Raw genomic sequence first — 22,870 nt, 5'->3', positions numbered from 1 at the left:
GGACCGGGCCTCCGCCGGGACGTGGGCCCTCGCCCCGGCGGAGGAGCATGGCGGTCAGCTCACCCACGCGTCGAGGTCGACGTCCTCCTTGATGTACTTCTCGCTCAGCAGGAACTGCTTCGTTCCCTCCAGCCCCTTCAGCAGGGCGGGGCTGAGCTGCGCGTCGGTGTACTGGTCCTTCCGGGACGCCGCGCGGGTGATCTCCACCGAGTAGCCGCGCGCCTCGGCGTAGTAGGCGAGGTACCCGTCCCAGTCCGCGACGGCCGCCTTCGCCGCCGTGTCCAGCGCGGCCCGCCACACCTTCGGGAAGCCCGGACGCGCCTTCACGTACGAGGCGGTGGCGACCGTGATGCTGTTGCCCTGGAGCTCCGGCCGCTTCTCGGACGTGTCGATGACCGGGAAGCCGCCCTTCTCCATGATGAGCAGGGCGCTCTCCAGGGACGTCGCCACCGCGTCCACCGAACCGCTCCGCAGCGCGGCGAACTGGTCGGGCCCGGCGACGTTCTGGATCTCGGCCTCGACGCCGTACCGGTTGAGCAACCCGCGCAGGTAGCGGTGCGTGTACCCGCCGGTCGTGGTGGCGACGCGCTTGCCCGCGAGCCCCTTGACCGTCGTCGGGCCGCCCTTCCGGACGACGATCGCCGCGTCCATCCCGACGCGCTCCTGCCCGATCAGGCGGGTGTCGACGTCCTGGGCCTTGGCGACGATGCCGGGGGTGTCGCCGAGGATGCCCACGTCCAGCGACCCGGCGAGCAGCGCCTGGTTGAGGTCGGGGCCCTTGCCGAAGCCCAGCACCTTGATGCCGGTCACTCCCGCGGGTTTGAGCAGTTCCAGCAGCCGCCCCTTCGCGTGCAGGTAGCCGAGCGGGTCGTACAGGGCGTTGCGCGGGCTGATGATGCCGATGCGCAGCGTCGTCCCGTCCCCGCCCGAGGAGCCCTCGGCCGCGCCGCACCCGGCGGCCAGCAGGAGCGCTGACGCGGCGGCGAGGACGGTCCGGATCTTCAGTCTCATGTCTCTCTCTCGGGTCGGGAGTCCGTCGCCGGGACGACGGTCGCCTCCGGGGGGAAGATGCTGTTCTGGCCGTCGTAGCCGATGACGCCGTACGACCAGTCCAGGCCGGCGACGGGCACGCGGCCCTTGCCCCAGCCCAGCTCCCTGCGGTAGCTGCCGAGCAGGCCGGTCGCGGCGAGGTGCTCCTCGTCGCGCAGCGGCGACCCGGCGGGCAGCGGGGTCCGGTCGACGGCGACGAACAGCGCGTCGGCGGGGCAGTACGCCTCGCACATGAAGCACGTCTGGCAGTCGCTCTGCCGGCTGATCACGGGGATGCCGTCGGCGTCGGTGTCGAAGACGTCGGTCGGGCACACCTCGACGCAGCGGTCGCAGGAGATGCAGCGCTCCGCGCTGACGACCTCGATCACGACGCCATCACCGCGAACGGGCGGACCGGCTCCGGCGCCACCCAGATCTCGTCCAGCCCGCCGGTCAGCAGCCGGTGGTGCTGGGCCGGGTCGAGCTTCGGGAAGTCCTCCCGCTTGTGCATCCCGCGCGTCTCGGTGCGGGCGAGCGCCGAGGAGTACATCCAGCGGGCGAACGCCGTCATCGCCGCCGCCTCCCGCGCCCGGCGCGCCTCCGCGCCCGGCGCCGCCAGGGACGAGCGCAGCTCCGCCCAGCCGTCGTCGAGGGCGCCGAGCGACGCCGTCATGCGCGCCCCGGTGCGGAACCAGTTCTTCTCGTACGGCAGCGCCTCGCCCTGGACCAGCTCGATGACCTCCTTGTACTGCTCCGGGGAGCCCTGCGCGCCGGTCGGGCGCAGCCCGGCCTCGCCCGTCGCGTGGACGGCCCGCCGGCCCGCGTCCCCGCCGATCGCGCGGGCGTGCCGCGCGGCGCCGCGTCCCGCCCACGTCCCGGACGAGACGGCCCACGCCGCGTTGTGCGACCCGCCCCCGGTGAAGCCCCCGCAGACCAGCTCGCGGGTGGCCGAGTCGCCCGCCGCGTACAGGCCGGGGACGGACGTGGCGCAGTCGTCGCCGACGATCCGCACCCCGCCGGTGCCCCGCACGCTGCCCTCCAGCAGGCACGTCACCGGGAACCTCTGCGTGAACGGGTCGATGCCCCGCCGGTCGAACGGCAGGAAGAAGTTCGGCTGCGCGTTGCGCATGAACCGCTGCGTCGCCTCGTCCACCCAGTGGAGCTGGCAGAACACCTTCTCCTTCAGCAGCGTCCGCCCGATGACCGAACGGCCGCGGGTGCTGCCCGCGCCCTCCAGGACGGTGCCGTCCTCGTGGAAGAACGTGGACTGCGAGAAGAACCGGCCCTTGGTGACCGACGCGAACTCCGCGGCGATCGAGTAGTGGTTGGAGAACTCCATGCCGGACAGCTCGGCGCCCACCTCGGCCGCGAAGAGCGCGCCGTCCCCGGTGACGACGTTCGTGCCGAGCGCCCGGCTCAGGAACGCGCAGCCGCCGGCGGCGAGGACGACCGCGCCCGCGCGCACCCGCCACGTCACGTCCTCCTGGCGGCGGTGCCCGGCGGCGCCCGCGACCGCGCCGTCCGCGTCGACGAGCAGTTCGAGCGCCGGGCTGTGGTCGAGGACGCGCACCCCCGCCTGCTGGACGCGGATCCGCTGCCGCCGCATGTACTCGGGGCCGTGGACGCCGCGCCGCACGATCCGGCCGTCCGGCGCGGACGGCCACGGGTAGCGGCCCCGCTCGCCCAGCTCGATCATGCTCCGGTACGTCTGGTCGAGGACGCGGTGCGCCCAGCGGCGGTCGTGCAGGTGGCCGCCGAGCGCCTCGCGGTGCGCGACGGCCTTCTCCCGCGCCTCGGGATCCGGCGGCACGAACCACACGCCGGTGCCGGACGACGCGGTCGGGCCGCTCGTCCCGCAGTAGCCCTTGTCGGCGAGGACGACGCGGGCGCCGTCCTCCGCCGCCTTCAGCGCGGCCCACGTCCCCGCCGGGCCGCCGCCGATCACCAGGACGTCGGCGGAGAGGTCCAGGTCGGCGGGCGGCGCGACCGCGCGGCGTCGCACGCGGTGCCTCTCGATGGGAACGGGCCGGTTCCCGTCGAGGGGCGCGGCCCCGTCGACGGACACGGGCTTGGCCTCGATACCGGCCGGGTCGTTCATGCGTCCTCCTGTGCAGTGGTGGTGGCCGGGCCGGGCTCGGCGCCCAGGCCGCGGAGAATTTCGTGCCGGTGCGCGCGGAATCGGGGATGGTCGATCGACCGGGGCCGCGGGACGTCCACGGGGATCTCCCGCACGATCCGCCCGTGGCCGAGCATCAGGATCCGGTCGGCGAGTTGCAGCGCCTCGTCCACGTCGTGGGTGACCAGCAGCACGGCCGGGCGCCGCCGCGCGCACAGCTCCGCGACGAGCGACTGGGCCTTGAGGCGGGTCAGGGCGTCCAGCGCCCCGAACGGCTCGTCGAGCAGCAGCAGCTCCGGGTCCCGGACGAGGGACCGCGCCAGCGCGACGCGCTGCGCCTCGCCGCCGGACAGGGTGCCCGGCCAGGCGTCGGCCCGGTCGCGGAGCCCGACCTCCGACAGCGCCCGGACGGCGCGCTCGCGCAGCTTCCGGGCGGGACCGCCGCCGAGCCCCAGCGCCACGTTCCGCCAGACCCGCTCCCACGGCAGCAGCCGGTGCTCCTGGAACACGATCGACCGGGACGCGGGCACCCGGAACTCGCCCTCCGCGCCCGAGTCGAGCCCGCCGATCGCCTTCAGCAGCGTGCTCTTCCCGCATCCGGAGGGGCCGAGCAGCGCGACGAACTCGCCGGCGGCGATCTCCACGTCCACGCCGTCGAGGACGGTCCGGCCGTCGAAGACGCGCCGCACCCCGCGGGCTCCCGCGCCCGCCGTCCGCGCCTCGCCGCTCATGTGTCGGTGAAGGCGCGCCGCCACCGCAGCGTCCGCCGTTCGAGGAACCGGATCAGCGCGTCGGTGCCGAGGCCGAGCAGCGCGTAGACGACGAGGACGACGAAGATGTCGTCCATCCGCATGAACTCGCGGGCGTCGTTCAGCATGAACCCGAGGCCGCGGTAGGTGGCGGTCTGCTCGGCGACGACCAGGGACAGCCAGGCCGAGCCGAGCGCGAGCCGCAGCCCGACGAAGATCTGCGGCAGCGCCCCGGGCAGCACGACCCGGCGGACCATCTCCCAGCGGCTCGCCCCGCACGACCGCGCGGACTCCACGAGCCGCGCGTCCACGCCGCGCAGCCCGTGGAACACGTTCAGGTACAGCGGGAAGATCGGACCGCTGGCGATCAGCGCGGTCTTGTACGACTCGTCCACCCCGAACCAGATGATGAACACCGGCGCGAGCGCCAGGTGGGGCAGCAGCCGGACGGCCTGGATCGGCGCGTCGACGAGGTCCTCGGCGAGCCGGGTGCCGCCCGCGAGCAGCCCGAGGACGAGCCCGGCGGGCAGCGCGATGGCGAGCCCGCGGCCGACGCGCTCCAGCGACGCGAGCAGGTTGCCGGGCAGCTCACCGGAGGCGATCAGCCCGCCCGCCGCCGCGGCGATCCCGAGCGGCGCGGGCACCGTCCGGCCGAGCAGGCCGACCGCGTCCAGGGCCTGCCAGCCGGCCACGATCAGCACGATCCCGCTCCACCGGCGGAGCCCGGCCAGCCGCCGCAGCAGCAGGGCCGCGGGCGGCCGGTCGGGGGCACGGGGGTCTCCGCGTGCGGGCAGTGCGGCGATCTTGTCCGGACGGGTGACGGTGACCGTCATGGTCTCTCCTACGGGAAGGCGGCCCCCGCGGCGACGCGCGAGCGGGCATGGCGAAACAGCCCGGAACGTGAACAGGCGGCCGGGACGGGCGGAAGTGGGGAAGGCGCTCCCGGGCCGGGCGGCCCGCGGTCCGGCGCTCACGGCCGGTGATCACGGGGCGGTCCGTGTGCATCGCGGCTCGGGTCGTGGACCGATGTCAGGGACAGGTGGCGCTGCAGGTGCGCTTGAAGTCGACGTGACGGCGAACCGTCAGCCCTGACCTACTTTCCATACCAAAATAATAGGAAATAGCGGTGCCGCCGTCAACCCGCAGGTCTCAGGCAGTTCGGACGGCTTGGTCGGCGGCGGGCGCCGGGGCGGCGGAGGCGCGGCGCATCAGCAGCGGGACGCACAGGAAGACGAACGTGCCCATGACGAGGAAGTACGGCGCCGTCCCGGCGTCCAGCAGGAGGCCGCCGGTGAAGGGGCCGAGGAAGAAGCCGAGCTGCCGCACCTCCGACAGGCCGAAGTACGCGCCCTTGTGCTCGTCGGACGCCATCTCGTGGACGGCCATGTCGGGCATCGGCAGCAGGATGCCCTCGCCGATCGTCCAGAAGACGATCCCGGCGTACAGCCAGGCCAGGCCGGACGGGCTCGCCCAGAAGCACGCGAACGCGAGCGTGAAGTTCGCCGCGCCGAGCACGATCATCGCGGTGCGGCCGATCCGTCCCGACACCCGGTCGATCGGGAGCTGCAGCGCCAGGGCGAGGACGGCGTTGGTGATGAACAGGGCCGCGAAGTAGCCCTCCGTCCGGTCGCCGTACTGCTCCTTCATGTAGAGCGGGATCATCGACTCCAGCTGGGAGAAGACGAAGAAGACCACGATGCCGCCGGTGACGATCGCGAGGAGCCGCCGGTCGCGCAGCGTGGCCGCGACCGAGGAGCGCGCGGACGGCGCGGCTCCCCCGCCGCGCGGCGGCTGCAACGCCACCAGGTCGCGGTTCCGCACGAGCACGAGGACCAGGTAGGACGCGTAGAAGAACGCGGGCACGGCGAAGAACGCCACCGGATCGACGTGGTAGAGCGCGCCGCCGATCGCGGGCCCGCCGATGGCCCCCGCGCACAGCGTCATGTACCGCACGCGGAACACGCGGCCCTCCGCATGCTCGGGGGACTCGTCGGCCGCGTGCGACAGCAGCTTCTTCGCGCCCGGCTCCACCATCAGCCGCGCCCCGCCGAGCAGCAGGAACAGCACCACGATCGCCGGCGCCTCGCGGACGGAGGCCAGCAGCCCGTACACGGCGACGTAGCAGACCAGCCCGGCCCGCATCAGCGGCACCGCGCCGAGCCGGTCGACGATCATGCCGCCGAGCAGCCCGCCGAACGCGGCGATGAGCGCGACCGCCCCGACGACCGCGCCCACGGCGGGCTTGCCGAGACCCGTGTGCTCGCTCAGGTACAGCGGCGCGAACGGCATCGCCGCGAAGAACGCGAGCGAGTTCAGCAGCGCCCCGCCCTCCAGCAGCCGCTGCGCCGGAGTGAGCCGCCATAACGGCGTCCGGCGCGCGGTCTCCGGCTCCCCGGCGCGCGGCTCTCCGGTCTCCGGCATGCGGCCTCCCCGACGGTCGGACGGCCCGAGCGTACGACCCGGCACCGACAGAACCCGCGCACCGACAGAACCCGCGCATCGACCCGGCGGGCCGGGTATAGGTGAGGCTGGGAGGAAGCATGGACGTCAAGCTGCGCAGGGTGTACGACCCGGTCTCGTCCGACGACGGGAAGCGGGTGCTGGTCGACCGCGTGTGGCCGCGCGGCCTGTCCAAGGACAAGGCCCACCTCGACGAGTGGGCCAAGGACGTCGCCCCGTCGACCGAGCTGCGCAAGTGGTACGGCCACGACGTGGACAAGTTCGGCGAGTTCACCGACCGCTACGACGCCGAACTGCGCGACCCCGACCGCGCCGCCGCCCTCGACCGGCTCCGCGAACTCGCCGCAGGCGGCACGATCACCCTCCTCACCGCGACCAAGGACATCGACCACAGCCAGGCCGCCGTCCTCGCCACCCGCCTCCGCGCCCGCTCCACCTGACCGGCCTCCGCGACGGTCGTCCGCGCGGGATTTCTCCGCGGCCCAGGGCTCTTCCGGGATGCTTGTCAGCCGTGGACGGGTTCCGACCTGCGGTCACCCCGTCTCAGGCGGTGAAACGCAGGTTTTAGAGTGGAGGGGACTGAAGGAAGGAACCTCACCATGCCACTGGCCCCCCGTCTGCCGGCGCCACCCGAGACACTGGCCGCCCTGGAAGAGTCCTACGACAGGGTTCTCAGGCGGGACCCGGGCGAGCCGGAGTTCCACCAGGCCGTCCACGAGGTACTCGAGTCCCTCGGCCCGGTGCTGGCGGCGCGGCCGGGGCTGGCCACCGCCAAGCTGGTCGAGCGGGTGATCGAGCCGGAGCGGCAGATCATGTTCCGGGTGCCCTGGCAGGACGACAAGGGTGAGATCCACGTCAACCGCGGCTTCCGCGTCGAGTTCAACGGGGCGCTCGGGCCGTACAAGGGCGGGCTCCGCTTTCATCCGACGGTGAACCTCGGCATCGTCAAGTTCCTCGGCTTCGAGCAGATCTTCAAGAACGCGCTCACCGGGCTCGGCATCGGCGGCGGCAAGGGCGGCAGCGACTTCGACCCGCACGGCCGCTCCGACGAGGAGGTCATGCGGTTCTGCCAGTCGTTCATGACCGAGCTGTACCGGCACGTCGGCGAGCACACCGACGTCCCGGCCGGGGACATCGGCGTCGGCAGCCGCGAGGTCGGCTACCTGTTCGGCCAGTACCGCCGCGTCACGAACCGCTGGGAGGCGGGGATGCTGACCGGCAAGGGCGCGCTGTGGGGCGGCTCCGCCTGCCGGACGGAGGCGACCGGGTACGGCAACGTCATGTTCACGTCCGAGATGCTCCGCCGCCGCGACGAGGACCTGGACGGCCAGCAGATCGTCGTGTCCGGCTCCGGGAACGTCGCGATCTACACGATCGAGAAGGCCCAGCAGCTCGGCGCCAACGTGATCACCGTGTCCGACTCCGGCGGCTACGTGGTGGACGAGAAGGGCATCGACCTCGACCTGCTCAAGCACGTCAAGGAGGTCGACCGGGGCCGCGTCTCCGACTACGCCGAGCTGCGCGGGGCGTCCGCCCGGTTCGTCCCCGGCGGCCGCGTGTGGGACGTCCCGGCCGACATCGCGCTGCCGTCCGCGACGCAGAACGAACTGGACGCGGAGGCGGCGCGCGTCCTCGTCCGCAACGGCGTCAAGGCGGTGTCCGAGGGCGCCAACATGCCGACCACGCCGGAGGCCGTGCACATCTTCCAGGACGCGGGCGTCGCGTTCGGCCCCGGCAAGGCCGCCAACGCGGGCGGCGTCGCCGTCAGCGCGCTGGAGATGCGGCAGAACGCGAGCCGCGCCGCCTGGTCCTTCTCCCGCGTGGAGGAGGAGCTGCACTCGATCATGACGAACATCCACGAGACCTGCTACGAGACGGCCGAACGCTACGGCGCCCCCGGCGACTACGTGGTCGGCGCCAACATCGCGGGCTTCGAACGCGTCGCCGAGGCCATGCTCGCCCAGGGCCTCATCTAGCAGGGCCTCATCTAGCCGGGCCTCCGCTAGGTCGGACGGACGCCGGTCGCGAGCAGATGCGGGCCGATCCCGAGCAGTCCGGGGACGCGCTCGATCGCCCGCGCCGTCTCCAGGACGACCGTCCGGCCGAGCGGGTCGGCCATCCGCTCGGCGACGTCCTGTAGCAGGTAGGCGGGCCCTTCGACGCTGCCGAGGTCGGCGACCCGCAGGCCCGCCGACCGCAGTTCGGCGCGGAGCTGCGCGGGCCGGTGGCGGTCGGCGGCCTCGCGCAGCCGCTGGACGTGCGGCGGCATCAGGTCGCGGTGCTCGACGCGGTGGCCCCGTCCGGCCGGGCACGGCGCATAGGGTCCGGCGCGGCCGGCAGGTGCCGCAGCACGATCTCTTAGGTGCGCTCAAACTCGATCTCTCCGCGCGCGGTCGTGAGCCGCTCGCGCTCGCCGCCCTGGGCGGAGCACCTCGTCACCAGATCGCTCATACACCGACGTAAGACGTCATCTCGCGATGCGACCCGTCAACCGCACCCCGGTAGACCCTTGACTGGTGGCTTTCTTTTATAAGATAGTCCCTACCAGTGCCGGATGTGTGCTGGGAGGCGCGGATGCGGGTGGCCGAGGCGGTGGCGGGAACGCTCGCCGAGCACGGGGTGTCATGCCTGTTCGGGGTGCTCGGGGACGGGAACCTCCCGATCCTGGACGTGCTGGTCCGCGAGCACGGCGCGGACTACGTGGCGGCGGCCCGCGAGGACGGCGCCGTGCTCATGGCCGACGGGTACGCGCGGGCCGGCGGACGGCTCGGGGTCGCGACCGTCACGCACGGGCCGGCGCTCACCAACGCGGTGACCGCGCTCACCGAGGCCGCACGGGCCGGGACGCCGATGCTGCTCATCGCCGCCGACACGCCGCCGGGCGACCGGCGCAACCCGCAGGCGATCGACCAAGAGGACGTGGTCCGGCCGACCGGCGCGGGCTTCCAGCAGGTGCATTCGGCGGAGTCGGCGGTCGCGGACGTGGTGCGCGCGGTCCGGCGGGCGTTCACCGAGCGGCGGCCGATCGTCCTGAACGTCCCGACGCCGCTGCTGGGCCTGGCGGCAGGGGACGGGCCTGGAACGTTCCGCGAGGATCGGACGCCGGCGCCGGCGCCGCGGCCCGAAGAGGTCGCGAAGGTCGCGGCGGCGCTCGGGAAGGCGGAGCGGCCCGTGATCGTCGCGGGGCGCGGCGCCGCCCGCGCGCGGGACGAGCTGGTGGCGCTGGCCGGGCGGACGGGCGCGCTGCTGGCCACCACGCTGAAGGCCAAGGGCTTCTTCGCCGGTGAGCCGTTCGACGTCGGCGTGTGCGGTGGGTTCGCGACCGGGGTCGGGCGGGAGCTGATCAGGCGGTCCGATCTGCTGCTGGCGGTGGGCGCCTCGCTCAACTCGTTCACGGTGGACGGCGGCCGGATGCTCGCCGGGAACCCCGTGATCGTGCACAACGACGTCCGGCCCGAGGTCTTCGGCGAGTGGACGCCCGCCGACCACCGGATCCTCGGCGACGCGCGGGCGTTCGCCGCGATGCTCGCCGAAGCGGCCGCGGCGAAGCCCGGATGGCGGACGGACGAGACCGCCCGCCGCCTGGCCGAGTACGACTACGAGGCCGAGTACCCGGACGGCAGCGACGAGACCGGGCTCGATCCGCACACCGTGGTGGCGGCGCTGGAGCGGATGGTTCCGCGCGAGCGGACGCTGGTGGTCGAGGGCGGGCACGCGGCGCTGTCGGAGCCGTGCCGGGGCCTGTCGGTGCCCGATCCGTCCGGGTTCGTGTTCCCGGTGAACTTCGGCTCGATCGGCCTCGGGCTGGCGTCGGCGATCGGCGCGGCGACCGCCCGGCCCGAGCGGGTGACGCTCGCCGTCACCGGGGACGGCGCGCTGATGATGAACCTCGCCGAACTGGACACGGCGGTGCGGCGCGGGCTCCGGCTCGTGGTCGTCGTCATGAACGACGGCGCGTTCGGCTACGAGTACCACAACATGCTGCACCGGGGCATGGACGTCGGGCTGTCGCTGATCCCGCGGCCCGACTTCGCGGCGGTGGCCCGCGCGTTCGGCGCGCGGGCGGTGACCGTCCGGACGCCCGGTGAGCTCGACGACCTCAAGGAACTGATCGCCGATCCGTCCGGCCCGGTGCTCGTCGACGCCCGGCTCACCCGGGCGGTGCGGACGCGCTGGTTCGCCGAGCACGAGAACGGGCTCGACCCCGCGGATCCGGACTTCCGGCCGCGCTACCGGTAAGGAGGCACATGTTCACCCGAATGGACCAGGGCACCCGCGAGGAGTGGCTGTACATCCGCGGCGAGACCCTCAAGACGCAGGAGGACGCGCCCGGACGGGTGCTGCCGATGCTGTCGGCGCTGTCGGCGTTCAGCGACGGCTTCGCGGTGGACCAGTTGCGGCATTCGCTGCAGACGGCCGCGCACGCGGAGGCGGCGGGCGCGGACGACGAGATGGTCGTCGCGGCGCTCTGCCACGACATGGGCAAGGTGATCTCGACGGCGAACCACGCGGCGGTCGCGGCGGAGATCCTGCGGCCGTACGTGTGCGAGGAGGTCTACCAGGTCATCCACGCGCACCAGACGTTCGAGGCGGCGCACTACGGCCACCATTTCGGCTGGGATCCGGCCGAGCGGGAGATGTTCGAGGACGAGCCCTGGTACGCCGACGCGATCCGGTTCGCGGACGAATGGGACCAGGTCGCCTTCGACCCCGGTTTCGACACGCCGCCGCTGGAGCATTTCGCGCCCCGCGTCCGCCGGGTGTTCGGCGGCGTCCGGACCATCACCAAATGAGGCGGGCCGCCGGATGAGAAGGGCCGCCGAATGAGGACGGCGGGGACGGCCCGCGCCGTGCTCCAGCGCGCTCCGCGCAACCTCGACGTCGTGGAGCTGCCGCTCCCGGACGTCGGCCCCGACGACGCGCTGCTCGCCGTCGAGGCGTGCGGCATCTGCGGCACGGACGTGGAGCAGTACAGCGGTGCGCTGTTCGACTCCATCGGCCCCACCTCGCCGTTCGTCCCGGGGCACGAGCCCGTGGGACGGATCGCGGCGATCGGCGGCAGGGCGGCCCGGCGCTGGGGCCTCGCCGAGGGCGACCGGGTCGCGGTGGAGCCGGCGCTTCCGTGCGGCGCGTGCCGCGAGTGCCGGACGGGCCGGTACACGCTGTGCGCCGGATGGGACCACTATCCGATGAGCTACGGGTTCATCCCCGCGAAGATCCCGCCCGCGCTGTGGGGCGGGTTCGCCGACCGCATGTACCTGCACCCGAACAGCGTCGTCCACCGGCTGTCGGACGCCGTGGACCCGACGACCGCCGCGACGTTCAACGCGCTCGCGGCGGGCGTCGAGTGGGCGGTCGAGGTGCCCGGCACCCGCGCGGGCGACTGCGTGGTCGTCCTCGGCGCGGGGCAGCGCGGCCTGGCCTGCGTGCTGGCGGCGCGGGCGGCCGGCGCCGCCCAGGTGATCGTCACCGGGCTGGCGTCCGACCGGCACAAGCTCGACCTCGCGCTGGAACTGGGCGCGACGGCGACCGTGGAGGCCGATGGGGGCGGCGTCCCGGAGAAGGTCCTCGCGGCGGCCGGGGGAGTCCCGGCCGACGTGGTGATCGACGTCGCGTCCTACGACACCACGACCGTGCTGGACGCGATGGCGATCGCCCGGCGCGGCGGGACGGTCGTGCTCGCCGGGCTCAAGGGCGGCAGACCCGTGCCCGGCTGGGTCAGCGACGACGTGGTCGTGAAGGGGCTGCGCGTCCAGGGCGTCCGGGCGGTCGGGCACACGTCGTTCCGCCGGGCCGTCGCGCTGATCGAGGCGGGCGACCGGCCGCTGCACCGCCTCGTCACCCACACGTTCGCGCTCCCGGACGCGGCCGAGGCCGTCGAGACCCTCGCCGGGGACCGGCCCGGCGCCAGACCGGTGAGCGTCGTGATCACCCCCGATCCCGTCCCCCCGCCTCCAACCCACCCCTAGGAGGGCCCCCATGGCAGGAATCTTCCCGAGGCAGCGCGGTAGAGCGGGCAAGGCCGTCGCGCTGGCGGCGGCGGCGCTGCCCGCCCTCGCGCTGACCGCGTGCGCGTCCGGGTCCGGCTCCGTCAAGGCCGACGACGGCACGATCGTCATCGGCATGGACCAGGACCTGTCCGGCGGCGCCGCCGCGTACGCCTCGATCGTCGGCAAGACGATCAAGGACGCGGTCGCCGAGGTCAACGACGGCGGCGGCATCGGCGGCAAGAAGCTGAAACTGATCGTCAAGAGCGACGACAACGACGCGACGAAGGCGCCGACCGTCGTCCGGCAGCTGCTCAGCCAGGGCGCGCAGGCGCTCATCATGAACTCCGGCGGGCAGTCCGTCCTCCAGGTGCAGGCGCTGCTCAAGCAGCAGAAGGTGCCCGCGATCGCGCCGGTGAACATCACGCCCGGCATCGGCGACGGCCCGAACTCGGCGTACACGTACTCGCTCGCGAACCCGACCGCCGACTTCGGCAGGGTCTACGCGGAGGCGTTCAAGAAGGCCGGGTACAAGCGGCTCGCCCTGTTCAAGGACGACAGCGCGTCCATCGCCGGGATGGAGAAGGCGCTGATGACCCCGATCAAGGACGCCGGGATCGAGATCGTCGCGACGGAGACGGCGCCGGTGGACGCCAGCGACGTCACCGCGCAGGTCACCCGGATCAAGCGGGCGAAGCCGGACGCGATGCTCGTCGCGGCGCTGGGCGGGCAGATGGAGGTGCTCGTCCACAACACCACGCACCAGCTCATCCCGGACGCGGACCGCTTCTCGCTCGCGTCCATCGGCAACCAGCCGGACCTGTGGAACCAGGCGAAGCCGGGCGCGCTCGACAAGCTCGTCTTCGTCGGGTCCATCACGAAGGACAACGAGAAGACGGCCGCGCTGGAGAAGTTCCTGTCCGGCAAGCGCGGCGGGACGGCGAGCGCGACCGCCTACGACGCGCAGGCGTACGACGCGGTCGGGATGCTCGCGAAGGCCATCGAGAAGGCCGGGACGAAGGTGGACGGCGAGTCCATCAACAAGGGCCTTGAGCAGGTGTCGGGCTACCCGTCGTCCTTCGGGCAGAAGGGCTACACCCTGTCGTTCAAGCCGGGCAAGCACAGCGGCACCGACGGGCTCTGCGGCCTGATCCTCATGCAGTTCGAGAACAGCAAGCCGGGTCGGCAGTGGCCGGTGTACCAGCCGGCGTGCGGCTGACAGATGGGAGGAACCGTGACATTGGATGTCGGGCCTCGGTCCGCGCCGGCGCCGGTCGCCGGGGGCGCCGCCGAATGGACGCCCCGGGTGATGCCGCCGATCGGCAGGGACCTCGACGACCGGCAGAAGCTGGCGTGCGCGTTCCGGATCCTCGGGCGGACCGGGTTCAGCGAGAACATCGCGGGCCACATCACCGTCCGGGTGGACGGCGCCGAGGACCTGCTGATCAACCCGTGGGGCCTGTGGTGGGAGGAGATCACCGCGTCCGACATCTGCCGGGTGTCGCCCGACGCCGAGGTCGTGGACGGCAAGTGGGACGTCACCCCGGCCATCCACATCCACACCGAGTTGCACCGCCGCCGCCCCGACGTGGGGGCCGTGGTGCACAACCACCCGTACTACGCGACGGTGCTCGCGGCGCTCGGCGTGCTGCCGGAGTTCCTGCACCAGACCGGGTCGATGTTCGACGGCGACCTCGCCTTCGTGGACGAGTACACCGGCGAGGTCGCCACCGCCGACCTCGGCGCCGACCTCGCCGACCGGATCGGCGACAAGTCGGTGGTGCTGCTCGCCAACCACGGCGTGATCGTGACCGGCCCGTCGGTGGAGGAGGCGACGTACCGGGCCGCGACCCTCGACCGGCAGTGCCGCCTCATGTACGACGTCCTGGTCTCCGGACGGGACCACACCCTCGTGGCGCCTAGCCTGCGACGGAGCATGAAGGCGTCGCTCCTCGAACGCGGAACCGACTTCTTCTGGAACGGCGCGGTGCGCGCGCTGCTCCGCGACCACCCGGAGGTGGTGGACCCATGAGCATCAACATCGACGACCTCGCGTCCAACACGAGCTTCACCACCGGCGGCAAGGGCGCCGAGGGCCCCACCTGGCTGCCGGAGCCCGAGCGCCAGGACCGCAAGTACACGGTGATCTCCGTGGACGACCACATCGTGGAGCCGCCCGACACGTTCGAGGGGCGGCTGCCGGCGAAGTTCGCCGACCGCGCCCCGAAGGTCGTGGAGCGCGACGACGGCGCCGAGGTGTGGGTGTACGACGGCCAGGAGTTCCCGAACGTCGGGTTCAACGCCGTCGTCGGACGTCCCGTGTCGGAGTACAGCTTCGAGCCGTCCCGGTTCGACGAGATGCGGCGCGGCGCGTGGGACATCCACCACCGGATCAAGGACATGGACCTCGCCGGGATCTACGCGTCGCTGAACTTCCCGTCGTTCCTGCCGGGGTTCGCGGGGCAGCGGCTCCAGCTCACGACGTCCGACACCGATCTGGCGCTCGCGTCCGTGCGGGCGTGGAACGACTGGCATCTGGAGGAGTGGGCCGGTTCGTACCCGGACCGGATCATCCCCTGCCAGATCCCGTGGCTGCTCGACCCGGAACTCGGCGCGCAGGAGATCCGCCGCAACGCCGAGCGCGGGTTCAAGGCGGTGACGTTCTCGGAGGCGCCGCAGAAGCTCGGGCTGCCGTCCCTGCACACCGGGTACTGGGACCCGATCATGCGGGCCTGCGCGGAGACGGGCACGGTCGTCAACCTGCACATCGGGTCGTCCGGGACGTCCCCGGCGACCGCCGACGACGCCCCGCCGGACACGGTCGGCGTGCTGTTCTTCGGGTACGCGATGTTCGCCGCCGTCGACTGGCTGTACTCGCTGCTGCCCGTCCGCTACCCGGACCTGAAGATCTGCCTGAGCGAGGGCGGCATCGGCTGGGTCGCCGGGCTGATGGACCGGCTCGACCACATGCTCAGCTACCACGACATGTACGGGACGTGGACGAAGGACATCGGCCTCACCCCGGCCGAGGTCCTCAAGCGCAACTTCTGGTTCTGCGCCGTGGAGGACCAGTCGTCGTTCGTGCTCCGCGACCGCATCGGCGTGGAGAACATCCTGCTGGAGAGCGACTACCCGCACTGCGACTCGACATGGCCGAACACGCAGGCGGTCATCGAGTCGGAGATCGGCGGGCTGCCCGAGGCGGACGTGCGCCGCTTCACCTGGCAGAACGCGGCGGAGCTGTACCGGTTCCCGGTCCCGGCCGAAGTCCAGGCCGACCCGAACGCGTTCTGATGACGATCATGCGTTCGTCGGGTTCCGGCGCCTCCGGGGAGTACGACCCGTTCTCCCCGGAGGTGCTGGAGGCCCCGGCCGCCGCGCACCGCGCGCTGCGGGATAAGTGCCCGGTGCATTACCACGCGGGGTTCGGCGACAACGGGTTCTACACGCTGTCGCGGCACGCCGACGTCACCGCGTTCTTCGACGACTGGGGCCTCTGGTCGTCGGAGTGGGGCCAGGGCCCGATCTACCTGCGGGAGGGCGGGCTGAAGTCCGACCCGCCGGAGCACACCGTCTACCGGAAGCTGGTGACGTCGGCGTTCACGGCCCGCCGCACCGCCGCGCTGGAGGACTGGATCACCGCGACGGCCGGCGGGCTGATCGACGGTTTCGCCGCGGACGGCCGCGCCGACCTGTGCGAGGCGTTCGCGATCCCGCTGCCCGTCCAGGTGATCGCGAAGATCCTGGGCGTGCCGTCCTCCGACCAGGCCGACTTCAAGGAGTGGTCGGACCAGTTCATGGCCGGGCAGAACGCGGCCGACCCGGCGGTGCAGGGCGCGGCCCGAGCCAAGATCGACGGCTACTTCGCCGGGATCCTGGCGCGGCGCCGCGAGGTGCTGGCCGCCGACGGCGCGGAGGCGCTGCCGGACGACCTGCTCACCGCCCTCCTCACCGCCGACAACGACGGCCGCCCGTTCACCGACGACGAACTGCTGCCGCTGATCCTGCTGATTCTGGTCGGCGGCAACGAGACCACGACGTCCCTCATCGCCAACGCGGTGTGGCGTCTCCTGGACCTCGGCCTCTGGGAGGACGTCACTTCGCGGCCCGAACTGGTGGACGTGGCGGTGGAAGAGAGCCTCCGCTACGACCCGCCCGTCCTCGGCCTGTACCGCACCAACACCCGTCCGGTCGTCCTGCACGGCGTCGAGATCCCGGAGAACTCCAAGGTGCAGGGGCTTTACGCGTCCGCCAACCGGGACCCGGAGGCATGGGACGACCCCGACACGTTCCGGCTGGACCGAGATTTGAACGACCTGCGCCGCCGGCACCTGTCGTTCGGCGTGGGCCAGTACTTCTGCCCCGGCGCGGCCCTGGCCCGGCTGGAGGCGCGGATCGCCCTGCGCCTCCTGGGCGAACGACTCCCCGACCTGCACCTGGACGGCGACCCGCGCCGAGCCGACTCGTTCATGATGTGGGGCCCGTCCGCTCTACCGCTCACCTGGTCGGCGCCACCCCAGTCCCCCCGTTGACCTGCGGCGTGTTGTTGTTATGGCACGGCCGATAACAACAACACGCCGCAGGTCAACGCAAGCGGGGACGAGCGGGCTAGTTGAGGACGTGGCACTGGGCGGCGGTCAGGTGGCGCCGCGCGGCGCGTTCGGCGCCCGCGGCGTCACCGGCCGCGATCAGCTTGATCAGCCGGTGGTGCGCCCGCACGCCGTCCGAGCGCTGGTCGAGGCCGGGGAACTCGCCGCGGCCGGCGGCGGCGCCCGCCCATTCCTGCTCGGCGGTGGTCCAGAGCCGTTCGAGCGCGCCGACGGCCACCGCCATCGCGGCGTTGCCGCAGCCGAACACGAGCTGGGCGTGGAACTCGCGGGCGGTGCGCACGAAGCCGATCAGATCGTCCAGGTTGGCCTCGACGTCCCTTTGCGCCGCCTCCAGCGCGGGAATGACGCTGCTCGCCCGGTCGGGACGTTCGGCGCACAGCCCGGCGCACACCGGTTCGAGCCGCACCAGCGCGACCGCGATGTCGTCGGGCGCCGACTGCTGGGACCGCAGCACCAGGTCGATGGCCTGCGCTGCCGTCTCCGTGCGCGGGACGTGCACGACGGCGCCGCCCTTGTTGCCGCGCAGCACGGTGATGAGCCCCTCGGACTCCAGGATGCGCAGCGCCTCCCGCATGGACGGCTTGCTGACGCCGAACTCGGCGAGCAGGTCGTCCTGCGGGCCGATGAGCTCCCCGTCGGCCAGCTCGCCGCTGACGATCCGCTCGCGCAGGACGGAGGCGACCATGTCGGCGAGGCGGGGCTGGCGAATGCGCGCGGGGCGCGTACCCTCCACCGATCCCCCGTCATGAGTGCGATGGGCCGGACGGCCCTTAACATCTAAATCTTAGCATCTGCAAGAGGAGCGACATTGCCGGACGAGCCAGTGCACAGTGTGACGTTCCGCCTGTCGTACGGCGACTGCGATCCCGCCGGGATCGTCTACTACGCCAACTACCAGCGCTGGATGGAACGCACCCACACCGAATGGTGGTTCCTGCACGGCCTCCGCTTCGACGACCTCCCGTCCAGCCTGGGCGTGGCGGTCGTCACCCGCGCGGCGACGGCCGAATACGAGCGCACCATCACCCTCTTCGACCAGGTCGAATGCCGCCTCTACGCGACCCGCGTAGGCCGCACCAGCTTCGAAATGCGCGCCGACTTCATCCGCGAGGACGCCACCCGAGCCAGCACCGCCACCCTGACCCTCGTCTGCGTAGACCCGTCCACCCCGGAAAAGGCAGTCCCCGTCCCCGCCCCCATGCGCGACCTCCTCACGGAGGGCGGTGCGCAACTCAGCGGGTAAGGGCCGACCCGTCGGATTCCACCACGAACGCGAGCAACTGATCCGCGCCAGCGGCATACCGGCCACGCTCCTGCGGGCATCGCCGCGGTCGCCGCCCTCACCCGAGGTCCGGACGGCGGCGACCCCGGCCGAGGCGGTCCGCTTCCGCTACCGCGGCAGCGCTACCAAGATGTGACGTTGCGGCAGCTCCCACTCGTTTACGATCTTGGCCCGGTATGCACTGTTTCGGAGAGGGCGGGATCGTGAATCGTTTAGGAAGATGGAGGGTGGCCCTGGTCGCGCTGGCGGCCGTCATGCTCGGATTCTCGGGCCTGGCATCACCGGCCGTCGCCGACGTGGCGCCCACTGTTTGCGGCCCCTGGCTCAAAGCGCTCGACCTGCCGAGCGAGAAGATCCATTCGGGGGGAGAGGCGCAAGGCGTCGTGAGGGTGAGCTGCCCGTCGCCGGTTCCGCTCGTCGTGGCGATGACGTCCGCGGACACGTCCTGGGTGAGCGTGCCGGACAGCGTCGTGGTGCCCGCCGGAGCGACCGAGGCGCCCTTCCCGATCCGGACGCACCAGCCGGACTACATGAACGGTGACCTCACCGTCGAGCTGACGGCGAAGCTGCGCGGCGGGACGTTGACGCAGCCGGTCACCCTGCAACCCGGGCTGAGGTTCCTCGCCTTCGGCGGCTCTCCGTCGGCCTACAGCGGCGACAGCGTATTCCTCGATATCGGTCTCAACGGCACGGCGCCCAAGGGCGGGATGGTCATCTCGATGGAGAGCGACAACCCGGCCCTGAAGTTGCCGGCCAGCATCACGATTCCCAGCGGCACTCTCGGTATAGCCGGGTCGCTGGCGCAGAGCACGCGCATTCCCGCGGATGCGGACGTCACCGTGACCGCCAAGCTCCCAGGCCAGAGTCTCAGTGCCACCATCAAACTTCTGGCCTGGAATTATGACCCAGGCGACTGGGGCTTCACCGGACCTCCCGAGACGTTCGGCGGGACCTACTACAACATGAGTCTGAACCTGCCGAACCCCGTGCCGCACGGTGGAATCACGGTCACTTTCAGTTCGGATAACCCGAAACTCCAGTCCCCGCCCAGTCCTCGGCAATACATGGAAGGCGACGCCGGAACATCTCAGGTCCAGGTCTCGATGCCGTCCGATATCGACGGCGACGTCACCATCACGGCGAACATCGAGGGAGTGGGAACGCGGAGCCACACCGTCCGGGTGCACCCCGGGCTCGTCGGGTTCGACGTTGAGCCGTGGCTTGTCACCGGCGGGCAGCCGTTCGTGGCCACGGTCCGCCTCGGGACGGCCACGAGCGTGCCGATCACGGTGCAGCTCGAAAGCAGCGACCCGGTCGTTCAGCTCCCCGCAGAGGTGACCATCCCGGCGGGCCAGTCCGAGGCGACCTTCCAGGGAACAACCTCAGAGGTGAGCGACTTCGCGGCCCCCACCCTCACGGCGCGACTCCCGGACGGCAGCATCTGGGAGACCACCATGTTCCTAGATGTCGCGTCCTGACCGTTCCCCGGCCCTCGGGCCTCCCGCCAGTCCAGGAGGCCCGAGGGCCGGACACGCCGAACGCATCGCGTACGACCTCCGAGGCCGTCACCAGATCCTCCTGGTGGGCGGCGGGGCGTTCACCATCGCGGAGCGGGCCGGGATCGTGGCCGCGGTGATCGGCCGTGCCATCGAGGTCCGGACGGCGGCCAGACCGGCCGGAGGCGTCAGCGCTTCAAGGTCGCGCCGAGGGGATGCGAACTTCACGATGCGCGCCGACTTCATCCGCGCGGACGACACCCGAGCCAGCACCGCGACCTGACCCTGGTCTGCGGGACCCGTCCACCCAGGAGAAGGCGATCACAGTCCCGGCTCCCACGCGCGACCTTCTCGTGGAAGGCGGCGTCCTCCGCTGTCAACACCTTCACGTCTGAGCCGGTGCCGGGCCAGATAGCTGCGCAGAGCGGCATCGCCGGGCGGTCGTGCCGGCCTTAGGTCCCTCGCCGGGGCATCTGCACGAGTCCCCGAACAGCCCTTCCCGCCGGCGGCCATCGCGCAGCGGGTCGGGTACGCGTTCGCCAACGCGTTCAAGCGCCTGCCGTCCTACGCAGTCATCGGCGACCCGATCCCCGTGATGGGCCGCTGGCGCCACGCAGGACAACGTCCGCACCTCAGCCGAGCACGCGGTAGCGCAGGTGCGTGACCCCCGGGGCGTCGATGACGCGGACGAGGTCGAGCCGATGGGGTGAGCCCAGCGCGCCGAAGAGCGACCGGCCGCCCCCGAGTAGGACGGGGACCTGGTGGATCTCAAGCTCGTCCAACATCCCGGCCCGCAGCGCCAACTGCGCGGTCGTCGCGCCGTGGACCATCACGTCGCGCTCGCCTGCGGCCTCCTTGGCCCGCGCCATGGCCGCCGCTATTCCGTCGGTGGCGTAGTGGACGTTGGGGGCCTGCACGGCGTCGTCGCCGGGCTCGGAGCGGGTGAACACCTCGATGTGGACGCCGTCGTGGTGGTCGCCGCCCCAGCCGCCGGCCGCCTCGAACGTGCGCCGTCCCGTCAGCACGGCGCCGGTGGCCAGCATCTCCTCGATCACCGGAACGCTGTCCGCGTGGGTCCGAAGGGCCGGTAGGCCGACTCCACCGCGGGCTTCGTGGTCGCCGTCGAACAGCCACGCGTGCAGCCGCTCGCCGCCGGTGCCGAGGCCGTTCTCCGGCCCGTCGCCGGGACCGGTGATGAAGCCGTCGAGCGACATGGACATGTAGAGCACGGAGCGCGACACGATCGGAACCTCCTGCTGCGACGGGGTGCGGCTTGCTGCTCCTCTTACCGACCGCCCACGTGCCCCGAACTCATCGCGAGGTCACCCTTCAAATCGTGTCCACCGACTGCGCGACGGAGAACGCGAGTCCGGGGCCTCGATGCCGGGCGGGGCGCGTCAACGCTTCAGGGCTGCCACCAGCGCCGCGAAGTCGTCACGTCCCATCAGCGGCGTTGCTCCGTCCGGGTCCTTCGAGTCGCGGACGCCTACCGCGTCACCGAGGTCGGCCAACTCGACGCAGTGGCCGCCGTCGTTGCCGGAATGGCTGGACTTCCGCCAGACGATCATGCCTGCTTTCACGTCGTCGCCTCCGAGCTGAGCAGCGTTGCCGTTGGGGTGTCAGCGCTTCAGGCTTGCCACCATGGCTGCGAACTCGTCGCGGCTGATCAGCAGCTTCGGCCCGTTCGGGGCCTCGGAGTCGCGGACGGCGATGACACCGGGAGCCACGAACGTCGGCCGGGTCGTTCCTGCGTTGACCTGCGGCGTGTTGTTGTTATGGGCCTTGCCAAAGCAACAACACGCCGCAGCTGAACTTGGTGTGCTGGCGGGGCGGTATCCGAGTGATCGGGTGCCGCCCCGTTGACGTGCGGGGATGCGGGTTGACCTGCGGTTTCGGGTGCGGGCGTTGATCTTGTCTCACTGGTGCGCGCTGGTTGCCGCTGGTGCTGGCTGTTCACGGGCCATATGCGGGCCATGGCCCGTAACGGTTGTCGCTGGTTACGGGCCGTCTAGGGCGTGGTCTATGGCCTTGTTGGCGCGGGTCTCGCTGAGCTGGCGTTCTAGGGGGTTGGTGCCCCAGTCGTTGACGGCGATGAGGACGGTGCCGTTTTGGTCGGTGTCGCAGCGTGGATGCCGGGCGGTGGTGTCGAACGTACGGACGGGGCGTTCTAGTAGTCGTCCGGCTCGGCGTCCGGCGGCGCGTAGGCGGTCGCGCTCGTCGGGCGAGTGGTAGAGGGTGCGGGTCTGCCCGGATCGCCTGAGCTGTTCGGCGATGACGGCGGCCAAGTCTTCGCTCATCGGGTCGTCCCTCCTGGCGCTCTGGTCCAGGATGGCGCGGTGCGGGGGCGGGTGCCAAGGCGATGGGAGCGGGCCGGCGGCGGCCTGTCGTGCGGGGCGGTAGGTGCACGTGGCGGTAGCGGCTGCCGGTCAGCGGCAGGGGTGCGGGGGGCATGCCGCGCGGGGTTCATTCCGTGCGCTGGCCCTGTGCTGTCGTGGGGAGCCGGATATCGGCCGGGGGTGGCCCGCCGGAGGGTCCCCGCCCAAGCCCGCGCCCGGCGACCCTGCACCGACCTTGGCCCTGTGGGGGTCTGCGTGGGTGCGCACGCCGCCGGGCGGCTGGACTGGTCCAGGGCGGTGATCGACAGCTCGCACGTCAGCGCGCTCAAGGGCGGCCCGAAACCGGGCCGAGCCCGGTCGACCGCGGCCGGCCGGGCTCCAAGCACGTCCCCGCCGCCGGCCCGAGCGGCTGCTGGCCGACCGCGGCTACGACCACGACGAGTACCGCCGCCTGGTCTGGAGCAAGGGCATCGAACCGGTCATCGCCCGCCGCGGCAGCCCGCACGGATCGGGACTGGGCGTCCACCGCTACGTCGTCGAGCGCACCATCGCCCTGCTGCACTGGTTCCGCCGCCTGCGCATCCGCTGGGAGATCCGCGACGACATCCACGAAGCCTTCATGACCCTCGCCGCAGCCATCATCTGCTGGCGACGCCTCGTCCGCTGATTCTGTTACGACCTCTTAGCCCGCAACCTCTACGTAGGCCGCACCCGAACCTGTTGATCACTTGCCGCGACGACGACGGGTCTCGTCCGTCCAGGACAAATCCCCTCCACCGTGCCCTTGCGAGCCCCGGTCCCAAGC

Annotated in this window: 23 protein-coding genes and 1 pseudogene; 12 read left to right on the top strand and 12 right to left on the bottom strand. The window is 71.9% G+C overall.

The annotated features are described in order from the left end of the window. Nucleotides 1-54: 54 nt before the first annotated feature. The 6 genes from ACA511_RS00445 to ACA511_RS00420 form a co-directional block, all read right to left on the bottom strand. Complete coding sequence (locus ACA511_RS00445) at nt 55-1,011, bottom strand: ABC transporter substrate-binding protein (protein WP_375021979.1); 957 nt, start codon at nt 1,009-1,011, stop codon at nt 55-57. Further along, complete coding sequence (locus tag ACA511_RS00440) at nt 1,008-1,418, bottom strand: 4Fe-4S binding protein (RefSeq protein ID WP_375021978.1); 411 nt, start codon at nt 1,416-1,418, stop codon at nt 1,008-1,010. The genes ACA511_RS00445 and ACA511_RS00440 overlap by 4 nt, the downstream gene beginning before the upstream one ends. Further along, nucleotides 1,415-3,127 carry an FAD-dependent oxidoreductase gene (locus ACA511_RS00435; protein WP_375021977.1) on the bottom strand — a complete coding sequence of 571 codons (1,713 nt, stop codon included), beginning with the start codon at nt 3,125-3,127 and terminating at the stop codon, nt 1,415-1,417. Before ACA511_RS00435 ends, ACA511_RS00440 begins: the two co-directional genes overlap by 4 nt. Then, nucleotides 3,124-3,876, bottom strand: a complete 753-nt coding sequence (locus tag ACA511_RS00430; RefSeq protein WP_375021976.1) for an ABC transporter ATP-binding protein — start codon at nt 3,874-3,876, stop codon at nt 3,124-3,126. Before ACA511_RS00430 ends, ACA511_RS00435 begins: the two co-directional genes overlap by 4 nt. Next, on the bottom strand, nt 3,873-4,727 hold the full coding sequence (locus ACA511_RS00425) for an ABC transporter permease (RefSeq protein ID WP_375021975.1): 855 nt from the start codon (nt 4,725-4,727) through the stop codon (nt 3,873-3,875). The genes ACA511_RS00430 and ACA511_RS00425 overlap by 4 nt, the downstream gene beginning before the upstream one ends. A gap of 316 nt (nt 4,728-5,043) precedes the next feature. Continuing rightward, entirely contained in the window at nt 5,044-6,315 is a 1,272-nt protein-coding gene (locus ACA511_RS00420; protein WP_375021974.1) for an MFS transporter, read from the bottom strand. A 119-nt stretch (nt 6,316-6,434) separates the two neighbouring features. On the opposite strand from ACA511_RS00420, the gene ACA511_RS00415 reads away from it, so the two are divergent. Both ACA511_RS00415 and gdhA read left to right on the top strand, forming a co-directional pair. Beyond that, entirely contained in the window at nt 6,435-6,794 is a 360-nt protein-coding gene (locus tag ACA511_RS00415) for a DUF488 domain-containing protein (protein WP_375021973.1), read from the top strand. 159 nt (nt 6,795-6,953) lie between these two features. Then, a complete protein-coding gene (gdhA, locus tag ACA511_RS00410; protein WP_375021972.1) occupies nt 6,954-8,330 on the top strand; it encodes an NADP-specific glutamate dehydrogenase in 1,377 nt (458 codons plus the stop codon). Between the two features lie 26 nt (nt 8,331-8,356). On the opposite strand, the gene ACA511_RS00405 is transcribed toward gdhA, so the two are convergent. Next, nucleotides 8,357-8,623 carry a hypothetical protein gene (locus tag ACA511_RS00405; protein ID WP_375021971.1) on the bottom strand — a complete coding sequence of 89 codons (267 nt, stop codon included), beginning with the start codon at nt 8,621-8,623 and terminating at the stop codon, nt 8,357-8,359. Between the two features lie 278 nt (nt 8,624-8,901). Here ACA511_RS00405 and ACA511_RS00400 point away from each other — a divergent pair, with 278 nt between their 5' ends. Genes ACA511_RS00400 through ACA511_RS00370 form a run of 7 tightly spaced genes read left to right on the top strand, consistent with a single transcriptional unit; the run spans nt 8,902 to nt 16,873 of the window. Beyond that, complete coding sequence (locus ACA511_RS00400; protein ID WP_375021970.1) at nt 8,902-10,593, top strand: thiamine pyrophosphate-binding protein; 1,692 nt, start codon at nt 8,902-8,904, stop codon at nt 10,591-10,593. Between the two features lie 8 nt (nt 10,594-10,601). After that, a complete protein-coding gene (locus tag ACA511_RS00395; RefSeq protein ID WP_375021969.1) occupies nt 10,602-11,147 on the top strand; it encodes an HD domain-containing protein in 546 nt (181 codons plus the stop codon). 30 nt (nt 11,148-11,177) lie between these two features. After that, on the top strand, nt 11,178-12,323 hold the full coding sequence (locus ACA511_RS00390) for a zinc-binding dehydrogenase (protein ID WP_375021968.1): 1,146 nt from the start codon (nt 11,178-11,180) through the stop codon (nt 12,321-12,323). Between the two features lie 10 nt (nt 12,324-12,333). Beyond that, complete coding sequence (locus tag ACA511_RS00385) at nt 12,334-13,560, top strand: ABC transporter substrate-binding protein (RefSeq protein WP_375021967.1); 1,227 nt, start codon at nt 12,334-12,336, stop codon at nt 13,558-13,560. Nucleotides 13,561-13,575: 15 nt separating this feature from the next. Then, nucleotides 13,576-14,373, top strand: coding sequence for a class II aldolase/adducin family protein (locus ACA511_RS00380; protein WP_375021966.1), 798 nt, complete (start codon nt 13,576-13,578; stop codon nt 14,371-14,373). After that, nucleotides 14,370-15,635: an amidohydrolase family protein gene (locus ACA511_RS00375; protein ID WP_375021965.1), complete on the top strand. Its 1,266-nt coding sequence runs from the start codon at nt 14,370-14,372 to the stop codon at nt 15,633-15,635. The genes ACA511_RS00380 and ACA511_RS00375 overlap by 4 nt, the downstream gene beginning before the upstream one ends. A gap of 8 nt (nt 15,636-15,643) precedes the next feature. Beyond that, the gene (locus ACA511_RS00370; RefSeq protein WP_375021964.1) at nt 15,644-16,873 is read left to right on the top strand and encodes a cytochrome P450; all 1,230 of its coding nucleotides are present in this window, start codon (nt 15,644-15,646) and stop codon (nt 16,871-16,873) included. 76 nt (nt 16,874-16,949) lie between these two features. Here ACA511_RS00370 and ACA511_RS00365 read toward each other — a convergent pair whose 3' ends face one another. Continuing rightward, nucleotides 16,950-17,684, bottom strand: a complete 735-nt coding sequence (locus ACA511_RS00365; RefSeq protein WP_375021963.1) for a FadR/GntR family transcriptional regulator — start codon at nt 17,682-17,684, stop codon at nt 16,950-16,952. 75 nt (nt 17,685-17,759) lie between these two features. On the opposite strand from ACA511_RS00365, the gene ACA511_RS00360 reads away from it, so the two are divergent. Next, nucleotides 17,760-18,194, top strand: coding sequence for an acyl-CoA thioesterase (locus tag ACA511_RS00360; RefSeq protein ID WP_375021962.1), 435 nt, complete (start codon nt 17,760-17,762; stop codon nt 18,192-18,194). A gap of 266 nt (nt 18,195-18,460) precedes the next feature. Further along, nucleotides 18,461-19,711, top strand: coding sequence for a hypothetical protein (locus ACA511_RS00355; protein WP_375021961.1), 1,251 nt, complete (start codon nt 18,461-18,463; stop codon nt 19,709-19,711). Nucleotides 19,712-20,361: 650 nt separating this feature from the next. Here ACA511_RS00355 and ACA511_RS00350 read toward each other — a convergent pair. From ACA511_RS00350 to ACA511_RS00335, 4 genes are all read right to left on the bottom strand, one after another. Beyond that, nucleotides 20,362-20,970: a dihydrofolate reductase family protein gene (locus tag ACA511_RS00350; RefSeq protein ID WP_375021960.1), complete on the bottom strand. Its 609-nt coding sequence runs from the start codon at nt 20,968-20,970 to the stop codon at nt 20,362-20,364. Between the two features lie 156 nt (nt 20,971-21,126). Beyond that, nucleotides 21,127-21,309, bottom strand: a complete 183-nt coding sequence (locus ACA511_RS00345) for a DUF397 domain-containing protein (RefSeq protein WP_375021959.1) — start codon at nt 21,307-21,309, stop codon at nt 21,127-21,129. 39 nt (nt 21,310-21,348) lie between these two features. Then, nucleotides 21,349-21,456, bottom strand: coding sequence for a DUF397 domain-containing protein (locus ACA511_RS00340; protein ID WP_375021958.1), 108 nt, complete (start codon nt 21,454-21,456; stop codon nt 21,349-21,351). Between the two features lie 270 nt (nt 21,457-21,726). Further along, entirely contained in the window at nt 21,727-22,026 is a 300-nt protein-coding gene (locus ACA511_RS00335; RefSeq protein WP_375021957.1) for a hypothetical protein, read from the bottom strand. Between the two features lie 306 nt (nt 22,027-22,332). On the opposite strand from ACA511_RS00335, the pseudogene ACA511_RS00330 reads away from it, so the two are divergent. Next, nucleotides 22,333-22,732, top strand: a pseudogene (locus ACA511_RS00330) (IS5/IS1182 family transposase); the annotation flags it as partial. Nucleotides 22,733-22,870 lie beyond the last annotated feature (138 nt).

Source organism: Actinomadura sp. GTD37 (assembly GCF_041951365.1).
Taxonomy (GTDB): Bacteria; Actinomycetota; Actinomycetes; order Streptosporangiales; family Streptosporangiaceae; genus Spirillospora.
This window is presented reverse-complemented; position numbering and strand designations above follow the sequence as displayed.

Excerpts from the sequence above, each read along its gene's own strand:
- ACA511_RS00445 (WP_375021979.1), bottom strand. The coding sequence starts at position 1,011 with ATGAGACTGAAGATCCGGACCGTCCTCGCCGCCGCGTCAGCGCTCCTG.
- ACA511_RS00435 (WP_375021977.1), bottom strand. The coding sequence starts at position 3,127 with ATGAACGACCCGGCCGGTATCGAGGCCAAGCCCGTGTCCGTCGACGGG.
- ACA511_RS00430 (WP_375021976.1), bottom strand. The coding sequence starts at position 3,876 with ATGAGCGGCGAGGCGCGGACGGCGGGCGCGGGAGCCCGCGGGGTGCGG.
- ACA511_RS00425 (WP_375021975.1), bottom strand. The coding sequence starts at position 4,727 with ATGACGGTCACCGTCACCCGTCCGGACAAGATCGCCGCACTGCCCGCA.
- ACA511_RS00420 (WP_375021974.1), bottom strand. The coding sequence starts at position 6,315 with ATGCCGGAGACCGGAGAGCCGCGCGCCGGGGAGCCGGAGACCGCGCGC.
- ACA511_RS00415 (WP_375021973.1), top strand. The coding sequence starts at position 6,435 with ATGGACGTCAAGCTGCGCAGGGTGTACGACCCGGTCTCGTCCGACGAC.
- gdhA (WP_375021972.1), top strand. The coding sequence starts at position 6,954 with ATGCCACTGGCCCCCCGTCTGCCGGCGCCACCCGAGACACTGGCCGCC.
- ACA511_RS00405 (WP_375021971.1), bottom strand. The coding sequence starts at position 8,623 with ATGCCGCCGCACGTCCAGCGGCTGCGCGAGGCCGCCGACCGCCACCGG.
- ACA511_RS00395 (WP_375021969.1), top strand. The coding sequence starts at position 10,602 with ATGTTCACCCGAATGGACCAGGGCACCCGCGAGGAGTGGCTGTACATC.
- ACA511_RS00390 (WP_375021968.1), top strand. The coding sequence starts at position 11,178 with ATGAGGACGGCGGGGACGGCCCGCGCCGTGCTCCAGCGCGCTCCGCGC.
- ACA511_RS00385 (WP_375021967.1), top strand. The coding sequence starts at position 12,334 with ATGGCAGGAATCTTCCCGAGGCAGCGCGGTAGAGCGGGCAAGGCCGTC.
- ACA511_RS00375 (WP_375021965.1), top strand. The coding sequence starts at position 14,370 with ATGAGCATCAACATCGACGACCTCGCGTCCAACACGAGCTTCACCACC.
- ACA511_RS00370 (WP_375021964.1), top strand. The coding sequence starts at position 15,644 with ATGCGTTCGTCGGGTTCCGGCGCCTCCGGGGAGTACGACCCGTTCTCC.
- ACA511_RS00335 (WP_375021957.1), bottom strand. The coding sequence starts at position 22,026 with ATGAGCGAAGACTTGGCCGCCGTCATCGCCGAACAGCTCAGGCGATCC.